Annotated in this window: 20 protein-coding genes and 1 riboswitch; all 20 genes read right to left on the reverse strand. The window is 36.6% G+C overall.

What is annotated here, in order from left to right; translation table 11 throughout:
- Window positions 1-2: 2 nt before the first annotated feature.
- Entirely contained in the window at window positions 3-644 is a 642-nt protein-coding gene (locus tag RDV49_RS07950; protein ID WP_003006903.1) for a hypothetical protein, read from the reverse strand.
- A gap of 26 nt (window positions 645-670) precedes the next feature.
- Window positions 671-1,297: an ethanolamine utilization phosphate acetyltransferase EutD gene (gene eutD, locus RDV49_RS07955; protein ID WP_037607846.1), complete on the reverse strand. Its 627-nt coding sequence runs from the start codon at window positions 1,295-1,297 to the stop codon at window positions 671-673.
- Window positions 1,298-1,313: 16 nt separating this feature from the next.
- On the reverse strand, window positions 1,314-1,955 hold the full coding sequence (locus RDV49_RS07960; protein WP_003006898.1) for a hypothetical protein: 642 nt from the start codon (window positions 1,953-1,955) through the stop codon (window positions 1,314-1,316).
- Between the two features lie 167 nt (window positions 1,956-2,122).
- Window positions 2,123-2,404 (reverse strand): BMC domain-containing protein, encoded by a 282-nt coding sequence (locus tag RDV49_RS07965; RefSeq protein WP_003006897.1) that lies wholly within the window; start codon window positions 2,402-2,404, stop codon window positions 2,123-2,125.
- A gap of 33 nt (window positions 2,405-2,437) precedes the next feature.
- The gene (locus RDV49_RS07970; RefSeq protein WP_003006895.1) at window positions 2,438-2,725 is read right to left on the reverse strand and encodes a BMC domain-containing protein; all 288 of its coding nucleotides are present in this window, start codon (window positions 2,723-2,725) and stop codon (window positions 2,438-2,440) included.
- 31 nt (window positions 2,726-2,756) lie between these two features.
- A complete protein-coding gene (locus RDV49_RS07975) occupies window positions 2,757-4,232 on the reverse strand; it encodes an acetaldehyde dehydrogenase (acetylating) (protein WP_003006893.1) in 1,476 nt (491 codons plus the stop codon).
- A gap of 11 nt (window positions 4,233-4,243) precedes the next feature.
- Window positions 4,244-4,876 (reverse strand): BMC domain-containing protein, encoded by a 633-nt coding sequence (locus RDV49_RS07980; protein WP_003006891.1) that lies wholly within the window; start codon window positions 4,874-4,876, stop codon window positions 4,244-4,246.
- 14 nt (window positions 4,877-4,890) lie between these two features.
- Window positions 4,891-5,544: an ethanolamine utilization microcompartment protein EutL gene (eutL, locus tag RDV49_RS07985; protein ID WP_003006890.1), complete on the reverse strand. Its 654-nt coding sequence runs from the start codon at window positions 5,542-5,544 to the stop codon at window positions 4,891-4,893.
- Window positions 5,545-5,560: 16 nt separating this feature from the next.
- Window positions 5,561-6,484, reverse strand: coding sequence for an ethanolamine ammonia-lyase subunit EutC (gene eutC, locus RDV49_RS07990; RefSeq protein WP_003006888.1), 924 nt, complete (start codon window positions 6,482-6,484; stop codon window positions 5,561-5,563).
- A 16-nt stretch (window positions 6,485-6,500) separates the two neighbouring features.
- On the reverse strand, window positions 6,501-7,871 hold the full coding sequence (locus RDV49_RS07995; protein WP_003006886.1) for an ethanolamine ammonia-lyase subunit EutB: 1,371 nt from the start codon (window positions 7,869-7,871) through the stop codon (window positions 6,501-6,503).
- Window positions 7,872-7,897: 26 nt separating this feature from the next.
- Entirely contained in the window at window positions 7,898-9,328 is a 1,431-nt protein-coding gene (gene eutA, locus RDV49_RS08000) for an ethanolamine ammonia-lyase reactivating factor EutA (RefSeq protein ID WP_037607843.1), read from the reverse strand.
- A gap of 105 nt (window positions 9,329-9,433) precedes the next feature.
- A complete protein-coding gene (locus RDV49_RS08005; RefSeq protein ID WP_003006882.1) occupies window positions 9,434-10,870 on the reverse strand; it encodes a sensor histidine kinase in 1,437 nt (478 codons plus the stop codon).
- Entirely contained in the window at window positions 10,857-11,435 is a 579-nt protein-coding gene (locus RDV49_RS08010) for an ANTAR domain-containing response regulator (protein WP_037607841.1), read from the reverse strand. Before RDV49_RS08010 ends, RDV49_RS08005 begins: the two co-directional genes overlap by 14 nt.
- A gap of 22 nt (window positions 11,436-11,457) precedes the next feature.
- Window positions 11,458-11,802, reverse strand: a complete 345-nt coding sequence (locus RDV49_RS08015; protein ID WP_003006878.1) for a BMC domain-containing protein — start codon at window positions 11,800-11,802, stop codon at window positions 11,458-11,460.
- Between the two features lie 469 nt (window positions 11,803-12,271).
- The gene (locus RDV49_RS08020) at window positions 12,272-13,414 is read right to left on the reverse strand and encodes a 1-propanol dehydrogenase PduQ (RefSeq protein WP_003006876.1); all 1,143 of its coding nucleotides are present in this window, start codon (window positions 13,412-13,414) and stop codon (window positions 12,272-12,274) included.
- 277 nt (window positions 13,415-13,691) lie between these two features.
- Window positions 13,692-13,837, forward strand: a riboswitch (adenosylcobalamin (AdoCbl) riboswitch).
- A 299-nt stretch (window positions 13,838-14,136) separates the two neighbouring features.
- Window positions 14,137-14,739, reverse strand: a complete 603-nt coding sequence (locus RDV49_RS08025) for a cob(I)yrinic acid a,c-diamide adenosyltransferase (RefSeq protein ID WP_003006874.1) — start codon at window positions 14,737-14,739, stop codon at window positions 14,137-14,139.
- A gap of 20 nt (window positions 14,740-14,759) precedes the next feature.
- Window positions 14,760-15,824 carry a nicotinate-nucleotide--dimethylbenzimidazole phosphoribosyltransferase gene (gene cobT, locus RDV49_RS08030; protein WP_003006872.1) on the reverse strand — a complete coding sequence of 355 codons (1,065 nt, stop codon included), beginning with the start codon at window positions 15,822-15,824 and terminating at the stop codon, window positions 14,760-14,762.
- Complete coding sequence (locus RDV49_RS08035; protein WP_003006870.1) at window positions 15,817-16,692, reverse strand: hypothetical protein; 876 nt, start codon at window positions 16,690-16,692, stop codon at window positions 15,817-15,819. Before RDV49_RS08035 ends, cobT begins: the two co-directional genes overlap by 8 nt.
- Window positions 16,689-17,774 (reverse strand): threonine-phosphate decarboxylase CobD, encoded by a 1,086-nt coding sequence (gene cobD, locus RDV49_RS08040; protein ID WP_003006868.1) that lies wholly within the window; start codon window positions 17,772-17,774, stop codon window positions 16,689-16,691. Before cobD ends, RDV49_RS08035 begins: the two co-directional genes overlap by 4 nt.
- A gap of 50 nt (window positions 17,775-17,824) precedes the next feature.
- Window positions 17,825-18,259, reverse strand: a complete 435-nt coding sequence (locus RDV49_RS08045) for a EutP/PduV family microcompartment system protein (RefSeq protein ID WP_003006866.1) — start codon at window positions 18,257-18,259, stop codon at window positions 17,825-17,827.
- Between the last annotated feature and the right edge of the window lies 1 nt (window position 18,260).

Genomic DNA, 18,260 nt, shown 5'->3' on the forward strand with positions numbered 1-18,260 from the left:
CCTTATTCTTCTATTATAATATTGTGACGTTTCAAATAGTCTTTCGCAAGAGCGGTCACAATCATTCCTTTTTTAATCCGAATCCTATCATGATCAGATAGGTTCATTTCAATTAACTTTTTTTCAGTTAATAAGCCAACCTTTTCAACAGATTTCGGTTGTGTTTCATTCTTTGTCACATCATTTAAAGGTTTATTGTTTTCTCCACAAGTAGATTCTTCTAGCAATGATAGCAATTCTTCTTTTTTATAGAATTGAACACCATATCGAAGAAGCTTTTCGTACTGTTCTTGAAGATCTTGAAACAATAAGGCTTTTGAAGTTTGTTTAAACTGATGGAAGTCAAATGATTCTACTGGAACCAAAACTTTCTTTCCTTTCAACAAACTTTTAATGACAACAGCTTCATCAGCATTTAGCGGACACAAAGAAGCGATTCGCATCATTGCATCAAAACCAATTGATTCTACTAGAATGATGTCAGCACTACTTGATTGTTTCACAACTTGATAACCTTCTTTCGTTACGATTTCAGGAATATCAAATGCTCCGATAACAAATACTGAGGCCTTATGCGTTTCAACCTGTATTTTATCCATTAAACGGTCTGTAATCAAATCTACGATCTTATCTAGATTCTCCATTTTTGACCCACCTCCAACAACCAATACTAGTCTTTAATAATCCGACCACGGATTCCTTTACTAAAGCCACAAGCATTGGCTTCATCGTAATCAATATGCATATAAGTTGCAAATTTAGGACTGACACGAATCACAACATCGTCAAAGATTAATGGTCTTGCACCTTCTACCTTCACTTTAACAATATCATGATTTTTCACACCCAGTTTTTCTGCATCTTCAGGCGTCATATGAACATGGCGTTTTGCTACAATTAAACCTTTATCCAAGGAAACCGACTTGTCACCATTCACTAATACAATACCTGGAGTACCTTCAATATCACCACTTTCACGAATAGGAGCTTTGACTCCTAGTTGTAAGCAGTCTGTAAGTGATACCTCTACTTGAGACTCTTTTCTAACAGGTCCCAAAATAACGACACTATGAAAAGCTCCTTTAGGACCTACTACAGTCAACCGTTCTTTTGAAGCATATTGTCCAGGCTGAGATAAATCTTTAGCCTTTGTCAATTCATATCCAGTCCCAAACAGCGCATCTAATTCTTTACGACTTAAATGCACATGTCTCCCACTAGCTTCCACTTCAAATGAGCCATCTAATTCATTTTGAATCCTATCAATAACTTTATCAATTAAATTTTCAAATGACATTGTTATTCTCCACATTCTATTCTAAAATAAGCCAAACTAAAACCTCAATTGATTTCAATAATGCAATCAGTTTCTCTGCATAAATATCTTGATTATCCGATGATACTAGCATCAATTCCTTACGGATATTTACAATTTCAAGATATAATTCATAACAAGAAAGTTTCCAGCTTTCACATTTAAAATCAACTCTTACACTACCTTGATCCAACTGTTTAATGACTCGAATGGACTGTAAATCTTCATTTGTCCCAAAATTTGGATTATAAAATGAGATATCCTCTTCGATATAACAGCCGACAAGTTTTTCTACTATTTGAAGTAAAATCCCCAATTGATCAACTTTTTCATCTAAATAAGCAAGATGGAGTTCTTTTTGGCATCTTAGAAAATACGTATATAGTTTCGTTAGCTTGAAAAGTAGTGGATACACAGCAGACTCTTCTAGAGACGAAACAGTCATATGAAATGGTTTACTAATCTCTGTTTGAGTTTTATTTGGCGAATCAGCATAAGCTACTTGAATATGGCGATCATGCAAAAAACCTCTTGCAGCAGGCGTCAATTTGTCCTCACTGGAAAGTTTTAGAACATTTTGATCACTGACCTGACCATTTTTGATGAGCTTCCTAATTCGTGATTCAGTATAAACTGTCATGCATTCACATCCTTCTACCACAAATTAAACACAGGGATACAACGAGGTTGAGATATAACTTCCCAACCTCGCTCAGCTATTAATATGAATGAATATTCTTTACATCAAAATGCTTATTCCTATCAAAACATTAATTGCTGATTACCTGCATGAGAAATTTTGAAAATCTACTCTTTATGAGGTAGGATTACTTCTACTTCTGAATGTGGACGTGGGATGACATGTACTGAAATCAATTCACCTACAGTTTCAGCTGCTGCTGCACCTGCATCTGTTGCAGCTTTAACAGCACCTACATCACCACGAACCATTACAGTTACCAAACCAGCTCCGACTTGTTGTTTACCAATCAATGTAACGTTCGCTGCTTTTACCATAGCATCTGCTGCTTCGATAGCACCTACTAAACCTTTTGTTTCAACCATTCCTAATGCGTTTGCGTTTGACATATTCTTTTCCTCCTATTATTGACTTAAACTTAATTATTCAGCTGATGGATGTGGTAAAATTACTTCTACTTCTGAATGTGGACGTGGGATGACATGTACTGAAACCAATTCACCTACAGTTTCAGCTGCTGCTGCACCTGCATCTGTTGCTGCTTTAACAGCACCTACATCACCACGAACCATTACAGTTACCAAACCAGCTCCGACTTGTTGTTTACCAATCAATGTAACGTTCGCTGCTTTTACCATAGCATCTGCTGCTTCGATAGCACCTACTAAACCTTTTGTTTCAACCATTCCTAATGCGTTTGCGTTTGACATTTTAATTTCCTCCAATTATGAAATAAGTAAATTATTTAGTTAATTTTGATAACACACGTTGAACAAGTAGATCGACCAATTGTTCCTCATCAACTTGCTTTTCGACTTGACAGTCAAGAATCTCTTGGTTTTCAGAATTTCTCAAATCTGCTAATTCTGATGTACCATATGCAACACGGCGAATATTAATCAGATTCAATGGACTGACATTATCAGAAGTAGCACTTCCACCTACAGCTCCGCAACCTAAAGTAAAGGCAGGGAACAAGCCAGTTGTAGCACCAACTCCTCCTAGCGCTGCAGGAGTGTTGACCAAAATTCTTGAAACAGGTTTTCTTAAAGCAAATTCACGAACGATGTTTTCATTTTGTGTATGGATTACCATGGTATGACCCGCACCTTCATGGTGAAGAATACGAATACTTAATTCACACGCTTCTTCCCATGTTTTAACAGTGTAGAAACCAAGAACTGGTGCAAGTTTTTCCATTGAGTATGGATATTGTTTACCAACCCCTTCTCCATCAGCAATCAAGACACGTGCATCATCAGGAACAGAGATTCCAGCGAGTTTTGCGATAACTTGAGTAGTCTTACCGACCATTTTTGGATTCATTGCTCCACTTGGTAAAATGATGAAGGCTCCTAATTTCTTCGCATCTTCTTTTGGAACGAAGTAAGCACCTTGACGTTTAAACTCTTCGACAACCTTTTCTTTCATTTCTTCTTCAACAATGATAGATTGTTCTGAAGCACAGATCACACCATTATCGAATGTTTTTGAATCAAGAATTTGACGAACAGCTTTAGGAACATCGGCAGTTTTTTCAATAAATGCTGGTCCATTACCAGGTCCTACACCAATTGCAGGAGTTCCTGAAGAATAGGCCGCTTTTACCATCGCATTTCCACCAGTTGCTAAAATCAGGTTTGTATCCTTATGTTTCATCAACTCATTAGTTGCTTCAATAGAAGCACGTTGAATCACACTGACAGCACCTTCTGGGCATCCTGCTGAAACCGCTGCCTTTTTAATAATATCAACTGTTTCATTGATACATTTTGCAGCATGTGGGTGTGGAGAGAAGACAATACTGTTTCCACCTTTTAATGCGATAAGTGCTTTGTATATAACTGTTGAAGTTGGATTGGTTGAAGGAATTAACCCAGCAATGACCCCAACTGGAACACCTACTTCAAAAACTTTATTCTCTTTATCTTCACGCAAAATACCAACTGTGCGCATATCCTTGATTTCTTCAAGGATGCCTTTTGAAGCAAGGGCATTTTTAAGAACTTTATCTTGCCACTTACCAAATCCAGTTTCTTCTGCGGCCATTTTGGCTAAATGTTCTCTTTGATCATAACAAGCTTTAGCTACAACTTTTACAATAGTATCTATTTGTTCTTGACTCATCAATGCTAGTTTTTGTTGAGCAACTTTAGCCCGTTGAATCAAATGGCGAACTTCCTGAATAGATAAAAGATCTTTATCTTCAATATACATTTAACTTCCTCCTATGATTTCAATTTTAGTAAAGCTTGAATAAGTAGTTGTTTGTTCGCAAATTTAATTTCTTTCTTAGACAGATCTACTTTATCTTCCCGATAAGCAATACTTCTTAATTCAACAACTTTGAATTTTTTTAATTCTTCCTCAGAATATTTCGGCTGTCCTTCTGTTGAAATTTCCTCTTCAACCACAATATCAGAAATAATATCGGAAACAATTTCTTCAACGCTAGTTTCTTCAACTTCTGATACCAACGGTTCTGGACTTACCTCAGTTAGTTCTAATGAATCAAGGTCATTTGATTCACTTTCTTCAACAGATGAGGTAGTTTCAACTTTTGACACTTCTTTACTCTCTTCCTTACGAATTGGAATGAGGATCGAATCTGTTTGCGAGTCTAGTCGTGCAATCACATGACTACGAAGATAGTAAGGTTGATCCTGTGCAATCTCAACTGCAGCTTCTACAGCTGATCTTACTGCACTAACGTCGCCTACTAACTGAACTGTGTTCAAACCTGACTTAACAGTTTCTACATTTAATAGTGAGACATTTGCAGCTTTCAGTGCAGCATCGGAAACTACGACTGCCCCAAGAAAACCTCGTACTTCAATTAATCCAAGTGCTTTTTCTGCCATAAGCACACCTCATCTTAATAACTCTTTGGATTATCTGCAATACTTTGAACAGTTTGGGCAAATGCATCACATGCTGCACGACATGCAGATTGAGAGCCAATCAATAATCCACCTGCAAAGTTTGTTTCACTTGGTGGTCCATAAAATGCACCAACCGATACATCAGCTGCTTTTAAAGCTGCATCCAGAGCTACCATAGCTTCTGCAGGAGGAGCAATTAAGTAAGCAATGGCTGTTCCTTCTTCTGCGTTTGCACCTTCTGAAAGATAACTACCTGCTCTTGAAATACAATGAGCAAAATATGGGATGCTGTCATCATCATTTGCACTATAGAAACTAGCCCCGTTTTCAATTTCATAAACCACAACATCTAAGCCGCTACGAACTTCTTCTGGGTTTGGTCCTGCCAAAATACCGATGACTTCACCAGCCAACTTTGTAGAAGCATTCCCAGCTCCAGCATACATACTACGAGCATAAACAACTTCAACATCAGCTGCTTTTGTCGCTTCATCCAAAGCAACATAAGTTACATCATCGCAGTCAGAGGTAACAATTCCCAAACTTCTATGATGTGGTTTCAGTTCCAATGATGCTGCTAACCCTGCATCTACATTAGGAATTAATAATGCACTTAATACGTTAGCGCCAAGTCTATCATTTTTCAAAATCTAAACCCCATTTCTATTTTAATTCTACCCCTGACTTCTTATTATCAAGAATCTTCTTAATAATTTCAGCCACGTAGGCACCAGCTTCAACTGCAGGAGTTCCACCTTTATGAATGTTTGATACTACTGTACGACGTGATTCTGGCATCCCAACTGTTGGTTTATAAGCTATATAAGCACTCATCGATTCAGCTGTTACCAAACCAGGACGTTCTCCTACTAGCATACAGATAACCTCAGCTCCTGTTAGTTCAGCAATTTGGTCCATAGCTGCTACCCGAGCATGTTTGATGAAAAGAACTTCATTAAAATCTAGACCAAACATTTTCAAACCTTGTTTTAAGGCAGGTAAGAAATCTCTTACGTTTGCTTCAATCGCTGATGAACTCAAACCATCACCAACAACGATTTGTACTTTTGGATTTGGTTTACAAGATTCTTTAATGATTTTCTGTTGATCTTCTGGGAATACACGACCATAGTCCGGACGAGTTAAGTACTCGTCTTTCGTTGCTGCTTTTGTTTGAACAGGAATGAATCCCATTTCTTTAACAAAATCATCTGATACATATGAGAATACCGCATCTTGAGCTGCAGCATGGTCTGCACGGAAACGAAGAACTGTCTCTGTTTTGTAACGGTTTCCTGCTCTCCACAATCCCAAACGAGCTGGTGTGAATTTTTTAATTTTACGATAAGCTTCTTCGTTAATTGCATTTGGAACTAAAAACTGTTCCTGAATATCCACTTCTGTTATATCTGGAATAATTCCATCTTCAATAGTCGTTTCTTCTTTATCAGGTTGAACACCATTCTTTTCTAGAGACTTTAATTCGGAGTCTTGCTTTTGCTCTTCCTTTTTTAGCTCTGTAACAGTATCCGTATCCATTTCGCTTAACAAAGAACGAATCATTTCTTTTAAATCTTGTTCATTCACTGTCAATACCTCCTTACTAATTTTGTTTCATAAAGATAGATCCGTCTCCACCGATTTCAGTAAGATGTCCATCCTTCATCAATCCCATTTTTTCCATCCACTCTTCAAATTCTTTAATTGGACGTTTGTTCAAGAGATCACGCATCGTAGCAGTTTCATGATAACCAGTGGTTTGATAGTTCAACATGATATCATCACCATGAGGAATTGCCATGATGTAGTTAACATTAGCTGCTCCAAGAAGAACCAATAGATTTTCAGCGTCATTTTGATCGGCTTTCATGTGGTTTGTGTAGCAAATGTCACAGCCCATGGAAATACCTGTTAGTTTACCCATGAAGTGGTCTTCCAAACCGGCACGAATAACTTGTTTTGAATCATACAAATATTCCGGACCGATGAATCCAACTACTGTATTTACCAAGAATGGATCAAAACGTTTCGCAAAACCATAACAACGTGCTTCCATCGTTACCTGGTCAGCACCATGGTGAGCATCTGATGACAACTCAGAACCTTGACCAGTTTCAAAGTACATCACGTTTGGACCAGCTGCAGTACCAACTTTATGAGCTGTATCTTTAGCTTCCTGAAGAACTTTTGCATCAAAACCGAATGCCGCATTCCCTTTTTCAGAACCTGCGATAGACTGGAATACCAACCCAGTTGGAGCTCCTTGGTTCATTGCTTCAATCTGAGTTGTAACGTGAGCTAGCACACAGTGTTGTGTTGGAATCTTATACTCTTCGATAAAATCATTAAACTTATGAAGAATTCGTTTTGTACTCTCTACAGAATCATCAACTGGGTTCAATCCTAGAAGAGCATCCCCACATCCATAGGCAAAACCTTCCATTGTAGAAGCCATAATACCATCAGGATCATCTGTAGTATGGTTTGGTTGCAAACGAGAAGAGAATGTTCCTGGCATACCAATGGTTGTATTAGCGTGTTTTGTAATGATGATCTTATTCGCTGCAACAATCAAGTCTAAGTTTGTCATCAACTTAGCAACCGCTGCAACCATTTCTGAAGTCAATCCACGAGAAAGCCATTGAATATCCACATTTTGGTGTTTGTTATCTAAAATCCACTCACGAAGTTCAGAAACAGTCCAATTCTTGATTTTCTCATAAGTTCGAAGGTTTACATCATCAATAATAATGCGAGTTACTTCATCCTCTTCGTAAGGAACAACTGGATTGTTAAACAAATCTGATAGTTTTAATTGTGATAAAACTACTTTAGCTGCCACACGTTCTTCAGAAGATTCAGCCGCCACCCCAGCAAGTTTGTCACCCGACTTGTATTCATTGGCTTTTGCTAGAACTTCTTTTACTGATTTGAATTCATAGACTCTTCCAAATAATTTTGTCTTTAAAATCATTTAAAGTCTCCTCCTTTAATATTTTCTTAATTAAAAACTAACGTTTTAACAACGACCGGCAAGACCGATCCCTCTATCACTGGATTACCTATATCGATGTAGTCGCCATTCTGGACATCAACTGAGTCAATACATACAAACGGATAATCTTTTGGTAATTCAGCAAACAAACATTGCCCTAAAACCTTTGCCATATCTTCTCTAACAACTACAAGTAATGGAATATTCTTTCGAATACTTTCCCCCATCCCTTTTATGATAGCGCTTGCATATTCCTGTACTCTAACAAAACTTGGACTTTTTTCACCATTAATTGCTAAAGCAACCTGTTGAACTTCATTTTCTAAGGTAAACCATTTTAATTTATCATGAATGATTTCTGTTAATTTTTCACAACTCTCTAGCTCGTCGTCCTTCGCTAATTTCAAAACAGGTATATTTCTAATCGGTAAAGTTTTAGAAATATAAGTGATGGTACTTCCACTCACCTCTGTTGTATGACTTCCAGCACCTACGACTGTTGCTCGAATTGTTTCGGCTGATTCGATCACTCTCTTTTGTTCAAAAATCTTTGATTGACGAATAGCACGTCCCAATATGATACCAATATCACCGTAAGCAAAATCATTAGTAGTAGAATCTTGATAAATAGCATCAGCTACTCCACCGGAAAATGAAACACATTTCAATTCATAATCGAGTCGCAATCCATGGTTGGTTTGTAAAAACTCGTAATACGGAGCATCCACTTCAAGCCCAACTGCCTTTTCTAAAACTCTCACTAAAATTTGGATTAATTTATTCAATTCATCCCTATTTACAATTTCATCCAAAAACAGTCTTAAATTTTCTTGTTTTATAATTTCTTGTAGTTTCGGTGAAATATAATGTATTTTAAGAGTATTAGGATCAATCTTGATCAAACGACCACCAATATCAAAACAACCTGTATCAATTACATCTCCTTCGCGAAATGCAGCGAAGTTTGAAGTTCCACCTCCAATATCAATATTTACAACGGAAGTATGGTGTTCTTGAGAATATTGGTGTGCACACGCTCCCTTGCCTGCGATAATACTCTCTAGATCTGGACCCGCAGTAGCAACTACGAAATCACCTGCGTAACCACTCAAGGCTTGTAAAACTTGACTAGCATTTTCCTTTCTAGCCGTTTCACCAGTAATGATCACAGCCCCCATTTGAATATTTTGCTTTTCAATTCCTGCTTTTTTATATTCTTGAATAACAAAGTCTTTTATCTTATCAACTTCAATCAAAGATTGGTGAGAAATGGGTGTAAAAATAATTTCACTCTTATAAAGGACTTTTTTATCGGTTATATAAACTCGCGGAATTGTAAATACTGAAGCAATATTTTCAATTGTAAGTTCAGATAGGACTAGTTGAGTAGTTGCAGTTCCTAGGTCCAATCCAACACTCAAAATTTTATCCGGCATAGGAAACCTCCAAAAAAGACGCCTAAAGAATGCACTGAAACATCGTTTCTGCATTCTTTAAGCGTCATTGCTTTTTGACTGACTTCATTGTTAGTCTTTAATTATTCACACTTTAAAAATTATCTTAACTTGCGTCCCCTCATCATTTGAGGTTGTCACAATTCTTCCAGATAATTTGCTATCTACAAATCGTTGAACGAGGATTAAACCAAGATGCTCTTGGCCTACGGTTTCGACATTGTAACCGCTACCATTATCAATTACTTGTATACGTATTATATCATCATTTTTCGTCATTTGCAAACGAATACATTGATTTTTTTTATTTTTTTGATATTTTTTATTGGAAAAAGCATGCTCATAAGCATTTTGTAATAATTCATTAATAACCAGTGCTAATGATGATGCTCTATTGTGATCTAGATAAATTTCATCACATAATTTCAATTTTAATTGAATATCAGGCCTTTCTGCATAGCAACGCTGAAGATTGGATGAAACAATTTCAATCAGGGACTTCAGATCGATTTGCTCATGTTCTTGACTAGAAAGAAGCTCATAGGTAGCAGCAATCGAGAAAATCCGGTTTATACAATCTTCGAAAGCAACCTTCGCACCAGATTCTTTAACCTGTGCTCCTTGCAATCGCAATAAAGAAATAATCGTTTGAAGGTGATTTTTAACTCGATGATTAATTTCTCGAGAAGCCATCACACTTTCTTGGATCTCTTTGTCTTTTTCTTGAAGTTCAGTGATATTCCTTATGGTAATAACCGTTTGATGATTGCGAGCATTAGGGTAACACTTCACTTGGAAATAGTGCTTCCCATACTTGACGGTTTTATTACTATCTGAAAAATGATCTTCTACTAATTCGGAAAAGATAGTTCCATCCAAGGAAAGATTGTCATAATGCATTCCTTGAACACTATCCAAATAGCCTAACTTCGTTCGATATAAGATAACAGCAGACTGATTGCAATGAAGTAGAAATCCTCCCTGATCGAAGACTAAGACTGCATCTTCTACATAATCCAATAAGGAAACTTCATCTTCTCGACTTGATTCTGAAGGAGCTTGAAATATGTAAGAATTGTCCCCCTTACAAGGCTTTAGAGAGAAGCTGGACGAAAAGCTATTTGAAAAATCACTTTCAACGATTAAAGTAGCAATTACTTTTTTTCCTCTGATAATTGGAAAAACAGTCTGTTCAATTGCAACTCCTTCTTGCGATTGTCCTCGAAGACCCACAGAAGGAACACCTGTTTGAAGTGTACGAAGAACCCCTGGTTCATTTTCTAAAAAGGCAGACTGCCCAACAACTGTTTTTTCATACAAGCTCTCTTTTGTATGAGGCTTTCTATGAAAAACGACAATTGCATGATCAGAATAAATATTTTTTACATCAATGAAGACGTCCTTATCCATAAACTCTTTGCTAGATAAAACTGCCTCTGATTGTCGAATCAAATAATCAATATCTGCTTCATTAAGATCTGTTTTATCCTCGCAAAATTTCTTTATCTGATTATTGTACTTCATTATTCAATAACAGCAACTTTGCAATTTCAATCATTGGAACACGCTTTTGCATACTGATTGTCCGAATCTGTTTAAAAGCCTCCGGTTCCGTAAGATTATCTCTCGTCATCAAAAGTCCTTTAGCCTTTTCTAAAACAATTCGATCATCGAGCTTCTTACTAATTTTAATTAATTCCTTCGAAAGTAATTGCTGTTGCCGTCCTTTCTCTATACAAACTGCTATTGTAGGAATTAAAGACTTTGCATCCAACGGTTTTACCAAGTAAGCACTAGCACCAGTTAAACTTGCCTTTTTGATATAATGGTCATCATTATAAGCAGAGAGAATTATCACACCGTATGCTAATTCATCATCTAATATTTTTTTACCTGCTGATAAACCATCTAATAACGGTAATTTAATATCCATTATCACTAGATCGAAAAAGTGTTTTTGACAAAGTTCAATAGCTTCAAAACCATCACTTGCTTCTGCAGCCACTTCATAATCTGACTGTTCTAAAATTTGTTTGATATCTAAGCGAATAATCGGATCATCATCACAAATTAGTATTCTGCCTTTCATAAACTCCATCCCTCATATGAAATTATGTTCTTGTTACAACTGTACTTGAAAAGCCTAGAATCTCTTCTAAACCATTTAATACTGCGTGGAGTGATGCATCTACTGACGCAACATCCCCTGTCATTACAACAGATCCGCTAAATCGATCCACAAAACCAATCTGTACACCAGCTGCTTTAGTAGCTATATCCACAGCAATAATTGCAGCCTCACTTGGAGTGATGGTCAATATCCCAATAGCATCACGAAAATCAGTCTGTAACCCCAATTTTTCAAAAATAACAGGATCAGGACTAGCAATTAAATGTGCTAATGTGACTTGTTTACCAGGAACGTATTCCTGAATCATTCTTTGTTTTTCTGACATTTATTATCACCTCTGGATTGGTTTTACAATAAATATAATTCTAAATAATTTGATTATACTATATTTAGTATTCGCTTTCAATAAAATTTATTAATTAAATTATTACATAACAGTGTCAAATTAAAGATCTTAAATTTGAGGGAAATTTTTTTAATCCTTTTAATTTTTTGTATGTTAATTTAACTATTTGAAATAATTGATTATAAAATATAGAACCATTAATATCTAATTATGTACTATGCAAAACCAATACAAGACAACTTATTAGTGCTTTTAAAAAATTATAAAAGTAAGCCTATATTAAACAAAATAAATTTAAAAATTACAATTAATCATGTGAACTTTTATTATACATATATTCATAAAAAAATCTGAACTCACATGTCTATTTTAATTTTCACTAGCAGATTCATTTCTACTATATTAATAAGACTTTATACTTTATTTTTGTTAATTTAAAATGACTTTTTTAGAAAGCTTGTTCTAAAACCTTCAATAATTCTTCAACTGTAGGGACTCTCGGATTTGTAATCGTACACTTATCCAATAAAGCAGCTTCTGCAATCTCACGTTTATGAGCATTAAAATCATCCACTCCCACTCCGTAAGATCTTAAAGAAGTCGGATGATCTAATTTCTTTTGAAGTTTTCGAACAGCATCCACTAATTGTCTTACACCTAGAATAGGTGTAGAAGCACTCAACCCTAATAAACGAGCAATCTGTTGATATCTTTCAGCAGTTTCTTTATTCAAATTACCAGCACGGGTACCGGTCGTTGCCACATTCGCATTATACTGGATAATATGTGGCATTAAGATGCTATTAAGTCGTCCATGAGGAATATGGAATTTAGCTCCAGCTGCATGGGCGATACTATGATTAATCCCCAATGAAGCTGAGTTGAAGGCCATTCCTGCCAAAGTAGAGGCTACATGCATTTTTTCACGTGCTTCTAAATCATGTCCATTTTTGTATGCACGAGGCAAGTATTCAAATACTAATTTGATAGCTTTTTCAGCCAAAGCATCAGAAAAATCAGTTGCTTTATTTGAAACATAGGCCTCAATCGCATGTGTTAATACATCCATACCAGTATCTGCTGTAATATTAGCTGGTAGTGTTTCCACCAAATTGGAATCTAATATAGCGATATCCGGTAGAATATCCCAATCTACGATCGGATACTTTTGTCCTTTCTCAGCATCAGTAATAACTGCGAAACTTGTCACTTCAGAACCTGTTCCGCTAGTAGTTGGGATAGAGATCAATTCCACATCAGTAAAAATCCCTTGTTTCTTCGCAAAGTAATACATTGCTTTAGATGCATCAATTGCAGATCCCCCACCGACAGATAAGACAATATCGATTGATTTCCCTTCAGTCGCGTGAATCCCTGCCACAATAACATCAATAGGAGGATCTGGAACAATATCAGTAAAGGTTATGATATCGTTACTAGCGTCTAAATAATCAAGAATTTTATCTAACTGTCCAGATTCTTTTAAAAACGGATCAGCAACAACCAATATGGTTTTGTTATGATAGTTTTCTAATTGGGCCAAAGCACCTTTGCCGACAAAAATTTTAGTTTTGTAGTAAATATTATACATTCTTTCTCCTTTCTTATCAGAGTTTCTTATTTTATTTTACCCCCTTTATCATTTGAAACTCTTAAAACAACATAAAAAGAAGCCACATGAAACACTACCAAATAGTATAAATTTTGGCATATTTCATATAGCTTCATTGCTTAAAATTGTACGTCCTTGTACTTTACAAAAAGTATAACATAAAAACGCTTACAACGCAAAAGAAAAAACATATATTTTTTTTTTTGATCATAATACTTGCAGATTCTTCTAGATCGTGCTATCATTAAATTACTAGAAATGATTTTGGTACTTTTAAGAGTATGGAAGTTTGGTGAAAATCCAACACGGTCCCGCCACTGTGATAAGCTTAGCTTTAAGTCAGGTCTTTATTCTTAAATTTTAGTAGATTTCACGCCTCGATGTAAGGTGGTGATGTCAGTTAGGAAATACACCAAAATAGTGCTTTCCCCTATTGACTCTACGTATGAGTACGTATCATTTTCTAAGGATGGGGTTCCCATCATCTGCAAAGAAGCAGAGTCAATATTTGGAAAGCTACTGTTAACCAATGAAGCTTAGCACGAAATTTGTACACTGTTGTACATCTGGCTTTCGAATTCTAACCTTGTCCTTCCCTTTAGGGAAGACGAGGTTTTTTTCTTATCACCTCTAATCAAAAAGATATGACATAGATAAAAAAACACTGCCCCTATTTTTTTATTAGAGGTAGTGCTTTTATTCTAGTTATTATTTTTCTTTGCCCAACGCTCCACATCTGCTTTTGTAATATTGTGAAACACTTTTGCTCCTCTTTCATAAGGAATATCCTCACAGTGTTTTCGATAATTAATCACTCTTGCAAGAGCAAAGAAATAGTCAGATAAACGATTCACAAAAATTAAAACTTGATTATTAATTTCATTTGTCCACATGGTCGCGACAATATGTCGTTCTGCACGACGCGCAATGGTTCTTGCTACATGAACCATTGAAGCAATTTCATCACCGCCAGGTAAAATGAATCTTTCCAGAGCTGGTGGAATATCCGCATACGTATCAATTCGTTCTTCAATCCATTTGATGAGGCTTTCATCCACTTTATATGGATAAACACCATGTGGAGTAGATAAATCTGAACCGCAATCAAACAAATAATTTTGTAACTGATACAATTCGTCTCTCAATTCATCTTCAGGATCCATTTTACTAATCGTATAACCAACCCAAGTATTTAGTTCATCAATAGTCCCGTATGCATTGACTCGATCCGAATCCTTTGCAACACTTTGACCACCTACTAATTTTGTAAGACCTTTATCACCGGTCTTTGTATATAATTGCATATTTTCCTCCTTTATTCCTATTATCTAATATCGACATAGTCATCCCGGTCCAATTTTCCTTCTTCAAAAGTTGGCATATGTTCTATGGTATATACAGAACTTTCCATTAAAAAGAAAGCTAAAGGACAGCCAGAACCTTCTCCTAAACGCATATTCATTTGAAGCATAGGGGATAATCCTAAGTAGTCAGAAACGATTCGATATCCTGGTTCTGTTGAACAATGCGATGGGAAGCAATAATCTAAAACCTCTTTCTTTAATTGAGAAGCAATCAAGAGTCCCGTTAAAGAAATCAGTCCATCGATGACACAAGGCAGTTGATGTTGGGCACATGCTAGATAGGTGCCAACCATTCCCAACATATCCAGCCCACCAACTTTTGAAACCAGATCAATCATATCACTATAAGGTGCATGATTGGTTACTGCTTCTTGGATAACTGCTGTTTTATGAGCCTTCATCTTTTCCGTAACACCCGCTCCATATCCCGTCACCTCTTGTGCAGGGAGCCCCAAAGTTGCGGCAATAACTGCTGCGGATGTCGTGGTATTTCCAACCCCCATCTCACCAGTCCCAAATAAGGTATAGCCCTGATTAATCAATTCAACTGTTCTTCTATACCCAACCAAAATCGCTTCTAGGGCCTCCTGCCGAGTCATGGCAGGTTCCTTTAGCATATTTCGTGTTCCATTTAGAATATGGTCTGGATTATCAGGATAGATTGGGCTTTTACAACCAATATCAATGACGCAGATATCTGAACCCGCATATTCAGCAATATTAGCCACCCCTGCTTTCCCATTTCTAATATTATTGGCTACAATAAATGTTGTTTCGATAGGGTTTGAGGAGATTCCTTCATCGCAAACTCCATTATCCGCTACATAAATCATGACCATTTTCTTTGTTAGGTTGATTTCAGAAGGAAACATCGCATATAATCTAGCATACATTTTTTCCATTTTTCCTAATGCACCTAGAGGTTTCGCTAATCGATCACAATAGTTTTTTCCCTCTTCTAATGCTTTAGCATCAATCGGTACAATATTTTTTAGGATTTGATTTAATTCATCTTGCCTATCCACAGATTTCCTCCACCTTCTTCACTTTTAGCCCATCATATATAATTTTGCTTAGATTCCTTATAGAATAATAGCTTGCCAGAGGATGTTGGGAAAGTCGTTCTTCTAACTTATTCAAGTGAATCAGCTGATCTTGAGTCAACAGAATACCAACGATGCTACCACTATGAGCAACATTTACTCCTAGTAAACCTAATTCTGTTGTAATTTCTATAATTTCTTCTAAATAGGGTTTGGGCAACCGTTTGTTATTTAACAAGGCACTTGTAGTCGCCAACTTACCTAATAGCTTCACATTTTGTTTGTCACAGGCAGTTTTAAAATCAATCAGCAATTTCTTTGATTGCTTAGCAGGATACAAGGGACTATCTGTCATTCTTATGAAACTCGTTGTATCGACGATTTGATCTGGCTCTAGAATGTACACATAAAGATTCGGTTTCCATTTTGTCTGCCATTTGATCGCACCGTCAAGAGGATTCATCACAGTCCAGTCTGAAAATCCTACGGAGTCACTTGGTTCAATCTTTGAACAAAGACTCGTTAATAAGGGAACCGAAACTTTTCCATATTTATAGGCAGAATAAGCTCCTAAGATCGAGAGCATATCCGCTGTACTGCTAGAATAGCCCTTCCCAACAGAAATATCTGTTTGAAAAGTATAGTCGAAATCTATTTGATCTGTTAGTTCATTGATGACTTGCAGCATTTTAGGCCGCAGCCCTTCTTCCATGACACCTGTTTGAGGGCCAATCACTACTTGACTTTTCTTTTCAATGCCATAAGACATCAAAAACTCTTCACCATCTACCACACATTGAAACAATTCTCCGCAAGAGCCTGGACAAGATGCTATCATTGTTCCCTTCACTCTTCTTTTCCTCCAAGAATCGCTTCCAGAGCAGTTAATAAACAGCTATTCTCTTGTCTACTACGAATCGCAATGCGGTAGTAATCGCTACTTAAATTGTGGTAGTTAGAACAGGAGCGGATAAAAATGTTATGGCGCCATAATTCTTCACGTAAATCCTTAGATCCCGTATACTGAAAGAAAATATAATTGACACTTGGTTTTAGAATCCTTAATGCAGAAAAAGATTTCAAGGATTGATAAAGGAAGTCTTTCTCCTTTTGTAACCATTTTAAAGTTTGAGTTTGATAATCTCGATCCTTTAAAATCACCGGCAAGGCTTGAAGAGCCAATGCATTGATCGTCCATGGAGCCCGTCGTTCATTAATTTTTGCTAAACAAGGATGAATCCCTAGAGCGTAGCCTAAGCGTAAGCCTGGTATAGCGTAAAATTTCGTTAGAGAGCGAACGACAATCGCATTTGCAAAATCACTCAAGTACGGAACAAAACTATATGCTTCCTCGTCTTCTAAAAAGTCAATAAAAGCTTCATCTAGAATAAAATGAATATTCTGTTCCAGCAATTTTTTTCCGATTTCTAGCAAGTGACCAACTGGAGCAAGGGAGCCAGTTGGATTGTTAGGATTACACAATAAGACAACATCTCCAGCTTCCAATTGGGCTATATCGGATAATAGACCTTCCACAGTCCAAGTAAAATGAGGAGCTGATAAATGATGATAAAGAATTTCTGTCCCTTCTTGATGAAAAGCTTTTTCATATTCCATGAAGGTGGGACTTAAAATCAGTAATCTCTTCGGCTTTAAGGTTTGAGCTAGTTCGTAAAATAACCCAACTGCACCATTTGACAAAAGGATTTCTAGATCTTGATTTCCATGATGCTCCCTCAGCAAATCCTTTTCATATTGGTTGGTGATATCCGGATATTCCGTAATTCTATCAATACTGTCCACTAAGACTTGGCGGAGGCTTGTAGAAACTCCAAGCGGATTGATATTGGCACTAAAATCAATCCACTTTTCAGAAGAGTTCCCATTTTTTTCAGCTAATAGACGTCCATTCCCTCCGTGTTCAACAATCATACACATCTCCTTCTTGAAAGATAAAGTAGTCCTTTTAGATTATATCATGTTTACTCACTCTCAAGAAAGTCCTTTAAAGCATCGATTCCAGTATTCTCTGTTGAAGAAATTTCAAAAATCCGTTTCACACCCGCATCTAACAACTGCTTGCGCGCGAATTCTAATTGCTCCTCAGAGTCTACCAAATCAATTTTGCTAATGATTCCGATCACATCTTGGTTGAATAATGAAGAAAATCCTTGAGGAAAAGTTTGCATGGTTGAATTTCCTGCGATTAAGAGTCCAATGATTTCAGCTTCTGCTGCAGTCACTGTTAACGCATTGTAATAGCGTCTGTGTTGTAAAAATTCACCTGGCGTATCAATAATACTATCGTGAAATTGAACAGCCTGCGTTTTAAAATACTCAATATCTAATCCTTTTAATCGTTGGGTTAGCGTTGTTTTACCCACTCCCACTGAACCAACAAACATGATTTTCTTCATA

It is taken from the genome of Streptococcus parasanguinis (assembly GCF_031582885.1).
In the GTDB taxonomy this organism is placed as follows: domain Bacteria; phylum Bacillota; class Bacilli; order Lactobacillales; family Streptococcaceae; genus Streptococcus; species Streptococcus parasanguinis_M.